The organism is Tenacibaculum amylolyticum (assembly GCF_964511145.1).
GTDB lineage: Bacteria > Bacteroidota > Bacteroidia > Flavobacteriales > Flavobacteriaceae > Polaribacter > Polaribacter amylolyticum.
The window spans coordinates 42,198-61,114 of record NZ_CAZEFZ010000064.1; the positions used below are offsets into that span (position 1 = coordinate 42,198).

Here is an 18,917-nt window from a genome sequence, read left to right on the forward strand (position 1 = left end):
ATAAAATTGACCATTACATTCTCTATATGAGTATATTCTAAAAAAATACTCTGTATTTGGTAATAAATTATGTCCCGTAAAAGCTTGACCATTTGGAAAAGCTCCTGCTAAAATTACCTGATCACCAGAACCTGAATACGTTGTATTTGCTGTTGGTAATGAACTTTGTACTCCTGTTATATCATTAAATGAGTTTTCAATATTAATCTTTACTACTTGCCCTTCTGCTCCTGCTGGAACATTTGAAATAATAGGAGATACTCTATTCTCCCAGTTCAAATCTTCTCTAAAGGAAGCTAACTCAGCATTTCCTGTTGGAGTACCACACATTGCAACAGTTATTGGTGTACTTCCTGCTGTTTCAAAATAATCTCCTCCTGCACAAGTATTATAAGTATATATCTTTACATAATACGTTCCATTTTCTGTCAAACCAGTAATGTTTAAATTCGGAGTTACCGAATTACCAACGTACATAACTTGTTCTCCACCTGTAGCTGAATTATATACTGTGCTAGGAGAAGTTGGTACTGAACTTGGTGCCGTAAATGAATTTATATCACTAACTTTTATAATATAACTCAAGCTTCCATTAACAATTGAAGGAGCTGTAAAAGATGCTACATCCATTGTAGTTGTTCCTGTGGCACTTGCCATTACGTTTGTTACCACAGATGGTGCTTCGCACACATAATTAGTTGTAACTACAGAAGAACCTGTAGTTTCAAAGTTATATTTCCCTCCACATAAATCGTATGTATATACTTTAATATAATACTCTTTATTTATTTGTAATCCAGTAATTACTTGATTGATATCATCTGTAGTTCCTGCACCGCTTCCAACAGCTCCTGTATACACAACTTGTTCTCCTGTTTTGCCAAAATAATCTAAAGAAGCTGTTGGTATTGTTGTTCCACTTACTGGAGCTGTAAAACTATTAGTATCGCTAAACTTTACTAAATACCCCATTGAAGTATCTGCTCCCACAGGTCTTCCTAAAGTATTAATTGTTGCAGTAGTTGGTGACGTTGCAGTTACTGAATTTACAGAACCAACTCCTGGAGCTGTTCCTGGACAAGTAGTTATTGAAACAGGTGCAATTGAGTTATTATAATTAATGTATCCTTGACAATCACTATAAGTATATACTTTATAATAATAGGTAGTATTACGTTGTAAATTAGTCATTGTTAAAGCAGATTGTACCGCTCCATTGTCAGTTCCTACATACACAATATGTTCACCCGAACCACTATAAGAATTACTTGCAGCAACAGCTGGTAATGCTTGATTTTGGATATAAGCATCTGTAAAATCAGTAAATGAATTTGTAGCAGAAAACTTTACGATATAGTACATATCATCAATACCGTTTACACCTAAATTATTTAATGCTACGTCTGTATCATTTACTTGTATAGCCGTTGGGGCTACAGAATTAAGCTCATAACAATAATAAAAAGAGTTTACTGAGCTAGCTCCAATATTAAAGTTATAATTAATACTTGCCGCTCCCGTAATTATTTCAATAGCATAATAATTATTACTATTTCCGTTACTCACATTACTACTATATGGTAGACGTAGGCTATAATTATAAATCCCTGATGTTTGCATTAACGTTCTAAGGGTTCCTATATTTACCGGAGTCACTCCCCAATTACCTCCTCGATATTCCCAAACTCGAAAGTCAAAATCAGGATTACTATTTACCCAAAGTCTATCAAAGTAAAGTGTAATATCTGAAACTTGATTTGCTTTTCTTGAAATAATCCAAAAATCAGAATCAGAACTTGTTACCGTTCCCTGATAATTAGCAGATGAATAAATACGGCTTTGAGAACTTATCAGTGTATTGCTGACAGAATTATTGTTCTCAACCTCAGTAAAAGTTTGTGAGAATACTTGTGTATTAAACAAATACAAGAGTACTACATAAATAAAAGTAATTTTTCTCATATGTGGGATTTTGTTAAATAGTTTAAAATTGGGTTATATAGTATGTACAGGTAAACATTTGCCTACCCTATTTTTTTTTGAAAAAATTCTTTTTAAGCTTTTTGAATATTAATAATGATCATTTTATATCCGTTAAAAGCTCTTTCTAACTTTACTTGTGATAACCAATGTAGTCTTCCCCTATAAACAATAGGTAGGAATAAAAACTTTTCAATTGATTCTCTTACTCTAAACTTTTTTCTTGCTTTACTTTGAAAAATGAACATAGTTGTAGTTTGTTTAAATATTTATTTGTTCTAATTCTTGTACAGCTAAACTTTATATTACCCTAGTTTTTTTTTATAAAAAGGTTGTTTTCTCAGAAGGTAAATTATGATATAGGAAAAAGTATATTAACACTAAAAGGAGGCTACTTCTAACGCTGGATACAAAAGAATAATCCACGAACGCCTCTTAATAATGTTGGGAATAAAAAAACAAATCCCGAAACCTTGCCAACAGCGTTGGGAACAAAAAAACAAATCCCGAAACCTTCTCAACAACATTGGGAACAAAAGAACTAATCCCGAAACCTTGCCAACAGCGTTGGATACAGAACCCTATCAATTCGAATATTTGTTTGGAATGAAATGAAGAAAAATTGTATTTCTACTAAGCTCAATCATCACAAAAAGTATTCGAACTGACAATTTAGGGTTGTTTAAATTTCTAAATGCACAGATGAATCCCATTTTGATTATCTCTTTCATTTAGATACTCTTTCATCTTTATTTTTTATTATTGCATTGTATAATTCTCTAATGAATGCCTAAACAAAAAGATTCTCTTTGCGAAGAGCGTAATTTCGACGCTTTGTTTAATGCCCATTATGAAACGGCTAGGAATTACATATACTATAGGTGTGGGAGTTTGCAACAGGCAGAAGACATTGTTCAAGATTCCTTTGTTAAAATGTGGAAACGATGTGCCGATATTATTCTAAAAACAGCCCGTTCCTTTTTATTTACTATTTGTAACAATGCGCTTCGTAATGAGTTTGATCATCAAAAGGTGGTTTTAAAACACGAAGCTACTTTAATTAAAGAAGATAGAGACGATGAAAGTCCTGATTTTATATTAGAAGTGGAAGATTTTAGAAAAAAGTTAGAAAATGCTATTGCAAATTTATCCGATAAAGAACGTGAGGTATTTCTATTAAGCAGAATTGATAAAAAAAGTTATAAGGAAATTGCTGAGATAACCAATATCTCTGTAAAAGCTGTAGAGCGCAGAATGAGTAATGCTTTTATTAATTTACGAACTGCTTTAGGAACACATTTAAAATTTTAAACTAGGGTAATTTGCAATTCAACTGTACAATAATAAAGAGACCTATTTATTGTTAGGTTTTCTATCATTATTTAGATAAAAAAAATGAGTAAGAAAAACATATATGAATCTGATCCTTCTTTTTTAGCTCGTTGGGCTGAAAATAAGCTGACTGAAGAAGAACTTATAGAGTTCAAAAAAACAGCTGCTTATAAAGAATTTCAGTTGATAGATACCATTGCCCAACAATTTACGGCTCCGCCTGTTGATAAAGCAAAAGCTTTAGATAAAGTAAAAGAAAAAATTAACGGGAAAAAGAAAGTAATTTCTATAAAACCGTATTGGTATGCTGCAGCTGCCTCTGTAGTTATTTTGTTTGGTCTTTTTAGATTTTTAACTAGCACTGTAAATTACACAACTCCAAAAGGTGCTAATCTTCTAGCAATTAACCTACCTGATGGTTCTAAAGTGCAATTAAATGCAGGTTCTGAATTGACTCATAAACGTTTTTTCTGGACAAATAATAGAACACTGCAATTAAAAGGTGAAGCATATTTTGAAGTTGAAAAAGGTGAAACTTTTAGTGTAGCTACTTCTTATGGTACAGTATCTGTATTAGGAACAAAATTCAATGTAAAAGCTCGTAAAAATAGTTTTGATTTGAATTGTTTTGAAGGTGCTGTTCGCTTTGATCAAAAAGACACAGAAGTATCTAAAACATTATATAAAAATGACCGTATTTCGATTGTTAACAACACGACTATAACTGAAGAAAAATCTACTCAAAATATTCCGCATTGGATTCAAAAAATAAGTATTTTTAAAGAGCAACCATTAGGTACCGTTTTAGATGAATTAAGCATTCAATATAACGTGCAATTTGAATCTCAAAATACAGATTTAAATCGTTTATTTTCTGGAAGTTTCATTCATAACAACTTAGACGTTGCCTTAAAAACAACATTAACTCCAATGGGTATTTCTTACAGACTATCGGAAGATCAAAAGACTGTTTATTTACCTTAAAAACATTAGTTTATATTTTAGGATGCAAGTACGCTTATTATCTCTGTTACTTTTCTGTACTACGTTATTTTCGTATGCACAGGAAACAGTTTCTGTTTCATATAATAAAACACCTTTAACTACAGCTTTAAAAGATATAGAAACCAAAACTGGTATTTTATTTTCGTATGCACAAGAAATTGTTCTTAACAAGAACGTTACGATAACTGAAAAAAGCATTCGTATTCATTTACTTTTTACAAAACTAGAACAACAGACTAGTTTACGTTTTGAACAAGTATCTCCCAAACAAGTTATTATTACCAAAGAAGTTACAATTTGTGGTTACGTGGTAGATGCTGTTACTAAAGAACCTATTCCATATGTAGATGTACTCTTAGATCAGAATACATACACAACTACAAATGATAACGGTTTTTTTGAGTTTCCTAAGTTACCTTTTACTCGTTCTAAAGCCACATTACAGCTTTCTATTTTAGGATATAAAAAACTAGAAATCCCTGTAAATTCTCAAGAAAAATGTGCTGTTATTGCCTTAGTATCTGAATTAGATCAACTAAGTGAAGTGGTTGTTTCTGGTTATATTACTTCTGGAATTGACAGAAATAGAGACGGCTCTATTTCTGTAGATACGCAGCGTTTGGGTATTTTACCCGGTTTGGTAAGTCCAGATATTTCTCAGAGTATTCAGTTAATTCCTGGAATTTCTACTTTAGATGAATCTGCTACTGGTATTCAAATTCGTGGAGGATCACCAGATCAAAATCTCATTTTATACGATGATATAAAACTTTATAATACAGGTTATTTGTATGGCATGTTCTCTTTGTTCAATCCATTTGCAACACAAGAAGCTACTGTTTTTAGATCTGGAACCAGCGCTAGTTATGGTGATCGTATTTCTGGTATTATAGATATTTCTAGTGGTGATCTTATTCCTGAGAAAACAGAAGGTGGATTTGAAATTGACGGTTTGTCTGCAAATGCATATGTAAAAGCACCTATTTCTGAAAAAGTAGCTGTTTATGGATTTGCTAGAAGATCGTACAACGATATTTTAAAAACTCCTACTTACGATAGTTATGCGGACAAAATCTTCACCAATTTTGGTGTTGCTAGAGATGTTAATGGAAATGTTTTACTATTAGAAACCGATGATGACTTTAATCAAGAAAATAGTACCAATGATTTTTCTTTTACCGATTTTAATGCTAAAGTCATTATAAAACCTAACGAGAAGAATAGTATTGCTATTAGTGGTTTGTATACTAGAAATCGTTTAGATTTTAATTTTAATGGTGGTACTGAAGAAGTACTAATAGATTCTTTAATTACACAAAATAAAGGAGCTAGTCTTAAGTGGAAGCATATTAGTAGCGACAAACAACAAGAACAAATAACCGCTTATTTTTCTGAGTACACTTCTTTTTATCAAAATGATGAATTTAAAGATGAAACAGGTGATAGTATGTTAGATCTAGCGGAAATTAACATTAGAGACAATGTGATTAGCGATGTAGGTGTAAATATTAGCTCTACTACACAAATTAAAGAAAATCAAAAAATTACCTTTGGTTATCAATTATCAAATACCGATTTAAAAGTTGTAATTAGTAAAGAAAATCCTATAGATGCTGAATTTGAATCTTCTGGACAAGATGTCAGCAATTTAAAGAATGCTTTTTTTAGTGAATATACTTACTACTTTAAAAATAAAGGATATATAAATGCAGGAGTCCGTTTGGTACATTATGGTTCTTTAAATGATTTTTTAGTAGAACCTAGAATTAACTTTGAACATCCTTTAGGGAATCGTTTCCGTATAAAGACTGCGATAGAAAGACGAAACCAACCAATTTCTCAGTTAGTAGAATTTAATCATACTGAATTGCGTTTAGAAAATAACTTATGGCGTTTATCTGATAACCAACAATTTCCTTTGCTAAGTAGTAATCAAATCTCTGGAGGTTTATTATATCATTACAAAAATTTAAATATTGATATAGATGCCTATTTTAAAACATTAGATGGTTTAACAACTTTTACAAGTGGTTTTAGCAATCCTTTAGAAAATTTAGAAGTAGGAAGCAGTGCTATTAAAGGAATTGATGTGTTATTAAAATATAAATACAACAACTATAAAATCTGGGCTGGATATACTTATAATGACATTACTTTTCAGTTTCCAAATCTAAAAAATACTACTGAAAAATTCCCTGGAAATAATGATATTACACATCAGTTTAGAATTTCTAATACTTTACAATTAAACAATTGGCAATTCTCTTTAGGTTGGCAATATAGAACTGGTAGTCCTATTACGCCTGTAAATAGTTATAATATTCAAATAGATGCTGATGGCGAAAATGCTGGTGTTGTTAATTTTGGAGCTGTAAACAGTGCTCGTTTACCAGATTTTCACAGATTAGATGCTTCGGTACTACATGATTTCAACATCAACATCGGAAAGAAAAAATTAAATGCACAGTTTGGTGTTTCTGTATTGAACTTATACAACCGCGTAAAGCCTTTGAATTTAATTTATAAAGCAGAACGTAAACCTTTAGATGATGGTGGTATTGCAATACCAGGAACTTCAGGTGCTACACCAGAAGAACTTGAAGTTATTTTAGAGCAAGTAATTCAACGATTTTCTTTAGGTATTACCCCTAATGCAGTGTTTAGGGTTACCTTTTAGAAGGTACTTCTTTATAATGAACTACGTAAATAAACTATTTGATACTATAGCTAAGCTGTTAATTTTTCTGTATCTTCTAAAAACTGAATAAGGCTTATTTTCTTAGGTACATTTATTTTTCTACGAAGTCTATACCTATTTGTAAATACACTTTCTACAGAAACTCCTAACATGTTTGCTATTTCTGTATTATCTAAACCTAATTTTTCTAATGCCACTAATCGTTCTTCAGCTTTGGTTAAGTTATATCCTTTTTCTTTAATGTTTTTTAAAAAATTTGGGTATACATTCGTAAACTTTTCTTTGAATATATACCAGTCTCTTTTTGTTAGAATTTTTGCTGTTATTAAATCTTGAACTGTATTAACTGCTTCCTTTTCTGTTACAGCACCTTTTAAACTTTCTAATTGAGCTTTTAAGACTTCTTGTTCTTTACTTTTTTGTAGTAACTCGTTGGTAAAACTTGTAAGTTCTTCTTTATTTTTCACTAACTTTTCTTGCAATTTTTTCTTTTTCTGCTGCTCATTTCTCCAAAGGCCTAAAACAATTAATAGTATTGAAAATGATAGCGCTACTATTGTATTTCTCTTACTTTTTGCTATTTCTTGTGCAGCTTCTAATTGTTGAATTATATTTTCTTGTTTTAATATTTCCTTTTCTTTCTGAGCTGTTTCGAATTTTGTTTGATGAAAAGCCAATGCGTTTGTTAAGGATGATTTATGTATAGAATCTTTTAACTTCACATACTTACGACTGTGTACTGCTGCTTTTTTATATTGTCCTAATTTTTCATAAATAGTAGCTAAAAGTTTTTCACTTTCTAGCAAGTCATTATTTTTTCCCGTGCTATTTTTAGTATAAGATTCATATTCCAAAATCACTGTTAATGCTTCAGGAAGCCTATTTTTTTTCATTAAATAGTCTACCTTATCTCTCAGTAAACTATTCGTTATCTTTTTTTGCTTTAAATCTTCTTCTATTTTCAATTTTTCCAGATATAAACTATCCGCAGCTAACATATCATTCTTTTTTAAGCTTAATCGTAATGCTAGTGAGTTTACTTGAAACTCGTTTAATTGTTTTAATATAATATCTTTAATATACGGGGCATATTTTTTAGCAGAATCTAAGTATTGCGTTGCCAACCCTAGCTGATTGTCTTTTATAGACTCCTCTGAGTAAGACAAATAAAATAAAGACAATACATCTAATGCTTTATATTTTTTACTCTTTGCTATTAATGCTGGTAGTTTTTCATTTGCTAAATCTCTAAGACCATTTCTTCTATAAATAATATCTAAATCTTTTATTGTCTTAAACATATAGCTATAATCTTTCAATTTTTCATATAATTCAATGGCTATTTCATATTCTTTAATCGCTTTTACAAAATCTCCTAAATTAGAATATGCCGTTCCGCTAAAAAAATGAGCATCTGCTGCAAAAATGGAGTCTTTGCTTTGTAAAAATAAATCGGCAGCTAGTTGATAATCTTCTATTGCTTTTTCGTAAGATAGCTCTGTAAAATAAATTGCACCTCTTTTTAATATAATATGTGCCTTCGATTTTAACTCTTTAAATTTAGATTGATAAGAAAGCATGGAATCGCATAATTGTAACCCTTTTTTGTTCTCACCTTTCATTAATTGCTGCTGAATTAAAAAACGGGATTTGGAAGCCATTTTATCGTACTCTTCTAATTCTTTAGCTAACGTTATATAATTTTTTAAGCTAGGAATTAAATTTTTATGATTTTGACGAATCATTGCTTTGGTAAGCTCATTTAATATGTTAAAACGTTCTTCTTTATTTGTTGTACTATTTAATACAGTTTGTAGTGAATCTATTTTACTTAATTGTGCATTAACGTAACCATAATTTGTATAGATACATAGCAATACACACCACAGAAAAAAGTTTTTTTTAAACATTATAAGAGGTTTGAAGACATATAAGCTAGCAGCTTCTCTAAGACTAGCTTTAAACAAAATTAACTGTTTAAACAAAAAAGCCACTTTTAAACACCTTTAAATTTTCTATACAAAATACTATACAAAAAAGAAGTAAACAAAAAGAATTACAATAAGTTATGACACAAAAATACTTTTTTACGCTTCATACGGGAAATTATATCTGCTTGATATTTCTGCTTAATCTTGAAATAAAGAAGGAATAAAAACAACTCTTATTTTGTAGTGCTACTTACTATCTATTGTTTCTAAAAATTGAACAATACTTATTTCTTTAGGTGCATTTATTTTTTTTCGTAATCTATAACGATTTACAAAAACACTATCTGTAGAAATGCCTAAAACTTTTGCTATTTGATTGTTATCTAATCCTATTTTTTCTAAAGATACTAAGCGTTCTTCTGAGTTTGTAAGCTTAATTCCCTTTTCTTTAATTTTCTTAAAGAATAACGGATATACTTGATTAAACTTCTGTCTAAAATTATACCAATCGTCTTTTGTTAAGATTTTTTCTGATACGGTTACATGCAATTTTTTCGTTCTGGTATTTTCTTCTTTTTCTTGCTTCTTTTTCTTTAATAACTTTTCTTGCTTTTCTATTTTTTGTACTAATTGATTGGCCAATGATTTAAGCTCTGCTTCTTTTTTCTCAAAATCAGCAGTTATTGCTTCTCGTTGTTTTTGGTAATATTTTCTTAGTAAAATATTCACTAAAATTCCCAACAAAACTGCCACTATAAACAAAACGAAATACAATTGCTTTTGCATTTGTTCTTTTGCTTTTACCAATTCTAATTCTTTCTTCTCTGCTATATAATTAAGACTATCTGCTAATTTCTGTTTATTAAACTTATACGTTAACTCTAACTCTTGCAGCTTCTTTACGTTAGTTTTATTGTATAATGAATCTGAAATCTTTTTATGCAATCTATGATACTTAAATGCATTTTTATAATCTCCCATTTTTCCTAAAATCCAACTTCTTCTTAGATATGCTTTAGAAAGATCAGCTTTTAATCCTAAAGAACGAGCTAATGTTATGGCGGTGTCTATATGCTTTAGTCCTTTTTTATAATCTTTTAATAAACTATAGTTTTTTGATATATTATAATGACTCCTGTTAAGTGAACCTAATTTATTTTCTTTCTTTTTATATGCTATGTTTAATTTATGGAGTCCTATTGATTTTTTATACTCTTTTTGGTAATAGTATAATGTTGCTAGATTTGAATTTACACTTGGAATTTGATCTAATGCATTGGCTTCAAAGAAGAGTTTTTCTGCCTTTTTATAATACACCAAAGCGGAGTCTAGTTGTTTCAGTTTCCTAAAAGAAACTCCCATCATATTATATGCAATTCCTTCTCCTTTTTTATCTCCAATTTTATGTTTTATGGCAGCTACATTTTTAAACACTTTTATAGCTCTTCGATCTTCTCCTTGACTGCGATAAATCATGGCTATATTATGGTCTAAATTTGCAATATTAGATGAGTCTTTTAAATTTTCAAAAAGTACTTTAGACTTTAAGTAATATTCCATTGCTTTAGGATACAATCCTTTTCGCTTATAAATAACTCCTAATTGGCCGTACATATTGGCTTTTTGCTTTGGTAAGATTGTAGATGATTTTTCTAAATGTCGCTTTGCTTGTTTATAAACATCTTCTGCTTCAGCAAAACTACGCGTTAAAAAATAGTCTCCTAATGCTAAATATGCATTTACTTTCGTTGAGTCTGATGTTGCTTTTACAACCTCTTGTTCTAAACGAAATTGAATAGAATCTTTCACTTTTGTTTGACCAAAACTTACAGTGATAGAAAATAGCGCAATGTAGTATAGATAGATTCTTACATTCATTTGAAAAAGAATTTTCACAATAATAGGATTACAACAAAATTACTTTTTTAATGTATAGCTTCTTTTATTTTTTTTCGAAAAATTCTATACAAACACTTATACAAAAAACACACAAACAACTCATTTTAAACACATTAAAAAAACAACTCATCTATACTCCTTCATTTTGAGCCTTATAATTCTATAATTTTGTTGTCAAGTTTTAGTTGGTATTCTTCGGTTCCATTTTTATTAATTGTGTGTATTGTCTTTAAATTGGTTCCACTTTTTACTTGCTAGATTCTTGTTAAAACAACCCTCAGATGTTACGACTTGAAAAATCCCTTGGTTACGAACACAACTTCTATACTTTGTTTAATACTTATTATGAAGCTGCTAGAAATTATATTTATTATAAATGTGGTAATATAGAACAAGCTGAAGATATTGTTCAAGATTCTTTTGTAAAAATATGGGAACGACGCGATACTTTACACTTTGAAAAAGCAAGACCTTATCTTTTTACCATTTGTAACAATGCGCTTCGTAATGCATTTGATCATCAAAAAGTAGTTTTAAAATACAGATCTACAACTACAGTGAATTATAAAGATAACGAGAGCCCAGAATTTCTGTTTGAGTTAGAAGATTTTAGAAAAAAGTTTGAAAATGCTATTTCGAGTTTGTCTGAGAAAGAACGTGAAGTATTTTTATTAAGCAGAATAGACAAAAAGAGTTATAAAGAAATTGCTGAAATTATTGGTATTTCTGTAAAAAGCGTAGAACGTAGAATGAGCAGTGCTTTTGTTAATTTAAGAAGTACTTTAGGTGAGCATTTAAAGTTTTAAGTAATATTCAAATACACTGTAGTATTATTTAGTTCAATACTACAGCGTATTTTTATTGTAATTCCCTTCTATTTTGGCGCTACATAACCTAAAATCCCTTCATATATATATCCACTTCTCCCTCCTCCTAACTCATGATAATTTGTAGTATAAAAATGGTCACCATTACGGCTATTATAATACCTATATAAAGGAATACGGTCGCAGTCATAGTTTGGATACACATACCCTAAAATTCTTTCTAATACATATCCATTTCTACCACCGCCTAATTCATTGTAATTTGTAGTATAAAAATGATCGCCATTATTTCGATTATAATATCTATATACGGGCAATGTACCTGCTATTTTAGTTTCATATACTTTACACTGAATGCCTTCAAGAACATATCCACTACGTCCTCCTCCTAATTCATTGTAACTTGTAGTATAGAAATGATCTCCATTACCTCGATTATAATATCTATACACTGGTTTTAAAAACTGATCTTTCTTTACTTCTCTTAACAAAGATTGATATCTCTGTTCGTTTGGTTTTGTTGGATTTTCACACGAGGTGGCTTTCCTTATTTCATTGTTTATTATTTGTAATGCAGCGCCAGCTTCCTGTTTTACTGAATTGTTTTTCGTAGTTGTGTAAATATGATAAATTTTCTGATGCAGTAAATTCCAACCGTGTAAATACTCTAAACAAATTTGTTTTTGATTTGAAATATTTTCTAATGTAACATCATCTAAAAGTGTTTCATATGGTTTTAATTCAACAGCTATTGTAGTTGCTTTTTCTGGATGTGCTTGCAAATAATTTTGAATGCTACTAATTTCGTTCGTTGCATCGTTTATAGAACGAATAATTCTTGGTGCAAAACCTGGCACGTTAGACAGTATTGATGTAGCTTGCAAGGATTGATTTAAAAGTTGCTGATCTTGTGTACTAACGTTTACAGTAGTTTGCTTTTTAAAAAGTTTTAGAATGCTACTTTTTGCTTTCTGTTTAAACTCATATTTACTCCAATTACTAATGCCACAATATTCATATACATAACTGTAATACAACTCTCCTCCTACCGTACGATCTGCTATATAATACGGACCATAATTATCTAAAAATCGATCGTATTGTTTTCTTTCTAATAATCGTTTCGCTGGTGGTATTAATGTTGCCGAAGCATCTGTTAAAAATCGTTGTGTTTTTGTCGTTATTTTAACAATTATACCAATACGTGTATTATGCACTTTTGTACGAGTTTCTAATTGTTCTGAAGTAGTAACGCTTTTTTTAAACAATCCAAAAAATCGCTTTTTTGTTTTTGTTGTTACTTTATAAAAAGTATTGAATGTTTCTAAGTTTTGTTGTTCATCAATGGTTATTACTTCCACACTTAATGCAGGTTGAATATCTGTACTTTCATAAACAGCTTCAGGATAAATAGCGTTTCTATAAGCACGATCTTCAGCAGGATCGTATCCATAACCAGCATACATAGGAGTACCATTTACAATAATTGTCTCACTGCTTTCTGGTAATTCTACTAATTCGTCTTCTTGTATTTCTTCTATATTTTCATTCTGAGAGCAAGCTATCATCAAAAACAACAGAAAAAATATATAATAGTTTTTACTATTCATCGTATTGTTATTTTCTTACTTCTAATCGAATTCTAATAGCATCTGCATCGTAATAATCGCTATCACCAGCGCAATCGCTTTGGTGACCTCCTTGACTAAACCAAGAAGTATATTTTGCAGCTCCAGTATGCCTAGGGTTTGTTCCGTGGTCTGTTAACTGTACTGCTAAACGAAAATCTTTTATCAAAAGATTTTGCATTGGGCGCGTTTCTATTTTTAAGCGTACTACATCATAATCGTACCAATCTGTGTCTGCTGCCCAAGCGGACCAACCTCCTCCTTGACTTGCCCAAGGTGTATAGCGTACAGGGCCAAAATCTCTTGTTCCATGTGCATCTGCAAGTTGTATGGCAACTCGAAAATCATAATCGATTATTTTATAGTTTATTCCTCCTTTTTTGTTAATCCAAATACGAATCCAATCTGGATCATAGTAATCTCGATCACCAGCCCAAGCAGTCCAACGATTTGTTATACTAGCATTAAAACGATTACCTGGTTCGTTACATTTACCATGATCTCCCATTTGAAGTCCAATACCAATATCATTTACATAATTATCGCATGGTGTAGCAATGGTTGTATTAGCAAATTTGCTATTGAATCTTTGTTCCGCATCTGCTACTGCTATACATTGTCCATTATTAATTTGATTTTGAATTAAACTTAACTCTTCTCTTGCTTTTACTTTATCATTATTACTTAATGCATTGTAATAAATAAAGTTGACCTTATCGTAATACTTATTCAACTCTTGCGCAGCTTTCAAACAGTTTTTCTTAGATCGATAACGATTTTCTAACTCAACATCTGTAAACAAATCACCATAAGGTTTTAACTTCATATCTATAGTAGCTGCTTTTTGCGGATTGCTTCTTAAGTAATTTTGAACGCGACTAATTTCTCTATTCATATCTGATACACTTCGAATAACTTGAGGAGCATATCCCGGAATGTTAGAAATTATATTTACTTGCTCTTGTCGTTGTTCTAAGTACTGTTTTTCTTCATCAGTTACTGTTGTACTACTATTTTTATTAAAAATTCCAAGAATGCTTGATTCTGCTTTTTTTATAAACACGTCTCTACTCCAACGATCTATACTACAATAGTTGAATGTATAAATAAGTTGTATTTCTCCTCCTATAGTACGATCGCTTACATATAAAAGACCATAATTATCTAGAAAACGATCGTATTTCTTTTCTTCTAACAATCTTCTTGCTGGTGGAACTAATGCAGCATCATTGTTAACAAGAAAACGTTGATGTCTTACCTTAATTCTTGCTATAAAAGAAACCTGTTCTTGGTTTACTTTAATTTTAGATTCAACTTCACGTATTGTTGTATGTGTTTTCTTAACTAACCCTAAAAAACCTCCACTGCTTTTAGAAGTAATAGAATATGTATTCTTAGCATAATCTTCTAAATTTTTAAGATTATGAATTCGTTTTACCTCTACACTCAATGCAGGTTGAATATCTGTACTTTTATAAACTTCTTCAGGAAATATTGCATTTCTATAAGCGCGGTCTTCAATAGGATCGTAACCATATCCTGCATACATTGGTATTCCATTTACAATAATTGTTTCGCTAGTTTCTGGTGTCTCAGTAGATGTTTCTTGAATTTCTTCTATAGTATCATTATGATTACAAGCAACAGCTATTATGAGTAATACAACGAGAAGCCTATAATAATTTTTAGTATTCATAATCTTCATTATCTTCTTACTTCTAATTTAATTTTAACTGCATCTGGATCGTAATAATTACTATCACCAGCACAATCGCTCTGACCTCCTCCTTGGCTAAACCACGAAGTAAATTTTACACTCCCTCTATGCCCACTATGAGTACCATGATCTGTTAATTGTATTCCTAAACGAAAATCTTTAATGAAAAAATTCGGTTTATAGCGTGTTTCTATACGCATTCGTACTGCATCAAAATCATATGCATTAGAATCTGTTGCCCAAGAAGACCAACCACCACCTTGACTTGCCCAAGGCGTATAACGTACATGTCCCCATCCTCCAGTTGCACGATCATCTGCTAACTGAATTGCAATTCTAAAATCTAAGTCAACCAATTTATAGTTTAATCCAGATCGTTTATTAATCCAAATTCGTATCCAATCTGGGTCATAGAAATTACCATCTCCTGCCCAAGAAGTCCAACGATTAGTTATCGAAGTATTATAACGTCCACCAGGATTATTGCATTTTCCTCTATCACCTAACTGTAAACCAATTCCTATTGTATTTACATAGTTATCACATGGTGTAGCAATTGCTGTATTTGCAAATTTACTATTGAATTTTTGATCTGCATTTTGTACAGCAAGACATTGACCGTTATTAATTTGGTTACGAATTATATTTAATTCTTCTCTTGCTTTTACGATATCACTATGATTTCTTGCATTATTATAAACAAAATTTACTTTGTCGTAGTATCTATTTAGTTCTTGAGCCGCCTGTAAACATGTTTTCTTTGCTTGATAACGTTGCAACAATGTATTACTCTCAAATAAATCGCTGTACGGCTTTAGTTTCATATCTATAGTAGTTGCCTTATGCGGATTACTTCTTAAATAGTTTTGTATACGACTAATCTCTCTATTTGTATCTGATACACTTTTAATAATTTGTGGAGCATATCCTGGAATATTCGAAATGATATTTACTTGTTCCTGTCGTTGTTCTAAATATTGTTTCTCTTCATTTGTTACTGTAGTACTTCCCTTTTTCTTAAAGATCCCTAAAATGTTCGATTCCGCTTTTTTGATAAAAACATCTCTACTCCAACGATCAATATTGCAATAATTATAGGTATAAATAAATTGTACTTCTCCTCCTGTTGTACGATCACTCACGTATAATAGACCGTAATTATCTAAAAAACGATCGTATTTTCTCGTTTCTAAAAGTCGTTTTGCTGGTGGAATTAATGCAGCTTCTTCATTCACCAAAAAACGCTGATGTTTTACTTTTATTCTGGCTATAAAAGATATTTGCTCTTGATTTACTTTAATTCTTGATTCAATTTCACGAATTGTTGTGTGTGTTTTTTTAACAAGACCTAAGAAACCTCCACTTTTTTTAGAAGTAATGGAGTATGTATTCTTAGCATAGTCTTCTAAATTTTTAAGATTATGAATTCGCTTTACTTCCACACTTAATGCTGGTTTAATATTTGTGCTTTCGTAAATTTCATTTGAAAGAACTGCACTTCTATATGCTCTGTCTTCTATAGGATCGTACCCATAGCCTGCATAAATAGCTTGCCCATTTACTATGATAGTTTTCTGATTATCTTGCAGTGTATTTTCCGAATTTTCATTAATATTTTCTATTTCTTTATCACAAGAAAGGGTACACAATAACCCTCCAATACATATATATTTTAGTAGTAATTTCATGAATTTGTTTTGCGAAAGAATGAGTTACCTAAAAGATACTTTTAGGTACTCTTCTCTTTAAAATTATGCATGTCAAATCAATATTCCATTTCTAAACAAGGAATAAAAATATGTGAACATACATTTAGTTATGATTAGTTATATATTGATTATAAGCTACTTCCATTCTAGTAGCAAATTCAGGATAGTCATAGTGTAGAAAGCTATGGAATGGTCTTACATTCATTTCTATAGTAGTTGCTTTTTCTGGATTTCTATTTAAATAGGTTTGCAATGCAGCAATTTCTCTATTTATTTGATCTAATCCTGTAATGATTCTTGGTGCATATCCTGGTACACTAGAAGTGATGCTAGTACTTTTTTCAGCTGAACTGATTAACTGTTTGTCTTGCGTGGTTACGCCACTTCCTAAGTTTAATCCAAATAATGAACCTATATTGGCAGTTACTTTCGATCTAAAAACAGATTTATTCCATTGCGATACTACTCTGTAATCGTAGTTATAGATGTAATATACTTCTCCACCTACAACACGAGTATCTACATACATTAATCCGTAATTTCCTACAAAACGGCGTGTATCTTTTCTTTCTGCTAATTGTTCTGCTCTAGAAGTAAGAAAAGGATAGCGATCGCAAATATATTTATGACTGCGAGATTTTATCCTTGCAATTACAGTTACATGGTTAGCATCTACCGTAATCTTTTCTTCTATATCTTCTGCTACAGAAACTCCTAGAGAAAAAATTCCTAGATTAAAACTTGAAGAAACCGAATAACTACTTTGTACAAAGCGTTCTAATTCTTCTCTGGTTTCTATAGCTTTTACCTCTACTGTTAAAGCTTCTCCAACATCAGTACTTTCAAAGGTACTCCAAGGATCTATTGCATTTCTATAAGCGCGATCTCTAGCTGGATCGTATCCATATCCTGAATACATTGGGTTTCCATCTACAATAATCGTGTGTTCGCTATTAAATGTAGTATCTGATTGCGTTATATTTTCGTTTTCTTGGCAACTAAATAACAACGTACTTGTTACTATAACTAATATTATGTGTTTATAACTCATACTAGTAAAAAGTTTTATATCTATTTTAAAAGAGCTGTCTAAAAAGTATGTAAGAACCTATTGTCTTGCTTATTTATTATTTGAAATTCTCCATATTTCTAGACATATCAATCCTTGTCATTTTTTTCAAAATGATACTTATATTAGACAGTCTCTTAAATTTTTATGCTATTAGTTTCCTTGTAAATTACTTAAATACTTAGTGTATTCGTTCTCCAAGTCGCTACCAAAAGATGGATAATCTTCTTTTATAAAATTATGGAAAGGAGTTAATACCATTTCTATAGTAGTAGCTTTTTGCGGATTGCTATTCAAGTAGTTTTGAATTCCAGCAATTTCTTCATTTACTTGCTCTAAATCAGTAATAATTCTAGGAGAGAATCCTGGAATTGTAGATGTAATACTAGCTGTTTTTTGCGCGTTGCTAATTAATTGGCTATCGGTACTTGTTACACCTCCGCCAGCTGTTAAGCCAAATCTTTCTGTTATTTGAGCAGTTACTTTTGCTTTAAATTCAGATTTATTCCATTGGCTAATTCTTCTGTAATCGTACGTATATACATAGTACACTTCACCTCCTACAATACGAGTATCAACATACAATAATCCGTAGTTACCAATAAAACGTTTGGCACTTCCTCTATTAATTGTTTGTTCTGCTCTTGTAGTTAAGAAAGGATAAGCATCGCATAGATATTTACCTGTTCTTGATTTTATTCTAGCAATTACGGTAACATGATTTGCATCTATAGTTGTTTTCTTCTCAATGTCATTAGAAATTTCGAGACCTATTTGAAATATGTCTATACCAATATTTACATCTAGTGAGAAGTTTCTACCAACAAATTTTTCTATTTCTTCTTTTGTTTCTATGGTAGTTACTTCTACAGCAAGTGCTTCTCTAATATCAGTACTTTCAAAAGTACTCCACGGATCTATCGCATTCCTGAAAGCTCGGTCTCTAACAGGATCGTATCCATATCCAGCATACATAGGTTCACCATCTACTATAATAGTTCCTTGTGGTGTTAAATCTGTAGTACTTGATACGTTGTTTTCGATAGCTTCGTCTTGACATGAGGTCATAAGGACAATAGCCGCCAGACTGGCAACTAAAATTCGGGGGGTTGTCATAAATTT

The 18,917-nt window shown here is 30.9% G+C and carries 13 protein-coding genes (1 of these 13 only partly in view); 4 read left to right on the plus strand and 9 right to left on the minus strand.

The genetic code is table 11. The annotated features are described in order from the left end of the window. Both ACKTTC_RS14870 and ACKTTC_RS14875 read right to left on the minus strand, forming a co-directional pair. Positions 1-92: the start of an MBG domain-containing protein gene (locus ACKTTC_RS14870; RefSeq protein ID WP_456243513.1), read on the minus strand. 7,093 nt of this gene lie to the left of the window's left edge; only the first 92 of its 7,185 coding nucleotides appear in the window; its start codon is at positions 90-92; its stop codon lies off the left edge, out of view. 1,962 nt (positions 93-2,054) lie between these two features. Beyond that, the gene (locus ACKTTC_RS14875; RefSeq protein WP_408040637.1) at positions 2,055-2,228 is read right to left on the minus strand and encodes a hypothetical protein; all 174 of its coding nucleotides are present in this window, start codon (positions 2,226-2,228) and stop codon (positions 2,055-2,057) included. 538 nt (positions 2,229-2,766) lie between these two features. On the opposite strand from ACKTTC_RS14875, the gene ACKTTC_RS14880 reads away from it, so the two are divergent. The 3 genes from ACKTTC_RS14880 (at position 2,767) to ACKTTC_RS14890 (ending at position 6,994) form a co-directional block, all read left to right on the plus strand. Further along, entirely contained in the window at positions 2,767-3,291 is a 525-nt protein-coding gene (locus ACKTTC_RS14880) for an RNA polymerase sigma factor (RefSeq protein ID WP_408040638.1), read from the plus strand. Positions 3,292-3,375: 84 nt separating this feature from the next. Further along, positions 3,376-4,296 carry a FecR family protein gene (locus ACKTTC_RS14885; protein ID WP_408040639.1) on the plus strand — a complete coding sequence of 307 codons (921 nt, stop codon included), beginning with the start codon at positions 3,376-3,378 and terminating at the stop codon, positions 4,294-4,296. A 22-nt stretch (positions 4,297-4,318) separates the two neighbouring features. After that, the gene (locus ACKTTC_RS14890) at positions 4,319-6,994 is read left to right on the plus strand and encodes a TonB-dependent receptor (RefSeq protein WP_408040640.1); all 2,676 of its coding nucleotides are present in this window, start codon (positions 4,319-4,321) and stop codon (positions 6,992-6,994) included. Positions 6,995-7,044: 50 nt separating this feature from the next. Here the strand turns inward: ACKTTC_RS14890 and ACKTTC_RS14895 are convergent, their stop codons facing one another. Both ACKTTC_RS14895 and ACKTTC_RS14900 read right to left on the minus strand, forming a co-directional pair. Next, positions 7,045-8,925, minus strand: coding sequence for a tetratricopeptide repeat protein (locus ACKTTC_RS14895; protein ID WP_408040641.1), 1,881 nt, complete (start codon positions 8,923-8,925; stop codon positions 7,045-7,047). A gap of 267 nt (positions 8,926-9,192) precedes the next feature. Continuing rightward, positions 9,193-10,824, minus strand: coding sequence for a tetratricopeptide repeat protein (locus ACKTTC_RS14900; RefSeq protein ID WP_408040642.1), 1,632 nt, complete (start codon positions 10,822-10,824; stop codon positions 9,193-9,195). A 302-nt stretch (positions 10,825-11,126) separates the two neighbouring features. Here ACKTTC_RS14900 and ACKTTC_RS14905 point away from each other — a divergent pair, with 302 nt between their 5' ends. Continuing rightward, positions 11,127-11,651, plus strand: a complete 525-nt coding sequence (locus ACKTTC_RS14905) for an RNA polymerase sigma factor (protein WP_408040643.1) — start codon at positions 11,127-11,129, stop codon at positions 11,649-11,651. A gap of 68 nt (positions 11,652-11,719) precedes the next feature. On the opposite strand, the gene ACKTTC_RS14910 is transcribed toward ACKTTC_RS14905, so the two are convergent. The 5 genes from ACKTTC_RS14910 to ACKTTC_RS14930 form a co-directional block, all read right to left on the minus strand. Then, positions 11,720-13,240, minus strand: a complete 1,521-nt coding sequence (locus ACKTTC_RS14910; RefSeq protein WP_408040667.1) for an MAC/perforin domain-containing protein — start codon at positions 13,238-13,240, stop codon at positions 11,720-11,722. A 49-nt stretch (positions 13,241-13,289) separates the two neighbouring features. Continuing rightward, positions 13,290-14,996 carry an MAC/perforin domain-containing protein gene (locus ACKTTC_RS14915; RefSeq protein WP_408040644.1) on the minus strand — a complete coding sequence of 569 codons (1,707 nt, stop codon included), beginning with the start codon at positions 14,994-14,996 and terminating at the stop codon, positions 13,290-13,292. Between the two features lie 8 nt (positions 14,997-15,004). Continuing rightward, the gene (locus ACKTTC_RS14920; protein ID WP_408040645.1) at positions 15,005-16,705 is read right to left on the minus strand and encodes an MAC/perforin domain-containing protein; all 1,701 of its coding nucleotides are present in this window, start codon (positions 16,703-16,705) and stop codon (positions 15,005-15,007) included. 124 nt (positions 16,706-16,829) lie between these two features. Continuing rightward, the gene (locus ACKTTC_RS14925) at positions 16,830-17,777 is read right to left on the minus strand and encodes a hypothetical protein (protein ID WP_408040646.1); all 948 of its coding nucleotides are present in this window, start codon (positions 17,775-17,777) and stop codon (positions 16,830-16,832) included. Positions 17,778-17,948: 171 nt separating this feature from the next. Next, positions 17,949-18,911: an MAC/perforin domain-containing protein gene (locus ACKTTC_RS14930; RefSeq protein ID WP_408040647.1), complete on the minus strand. Its 963-nt coding sequence runs from the start codon at positions 18,909-18,911 to the stop codon at positions 17,949-17,951. Between the last annotated feature and the right edge of the window lie 6 nt (positions 18,912-18,917).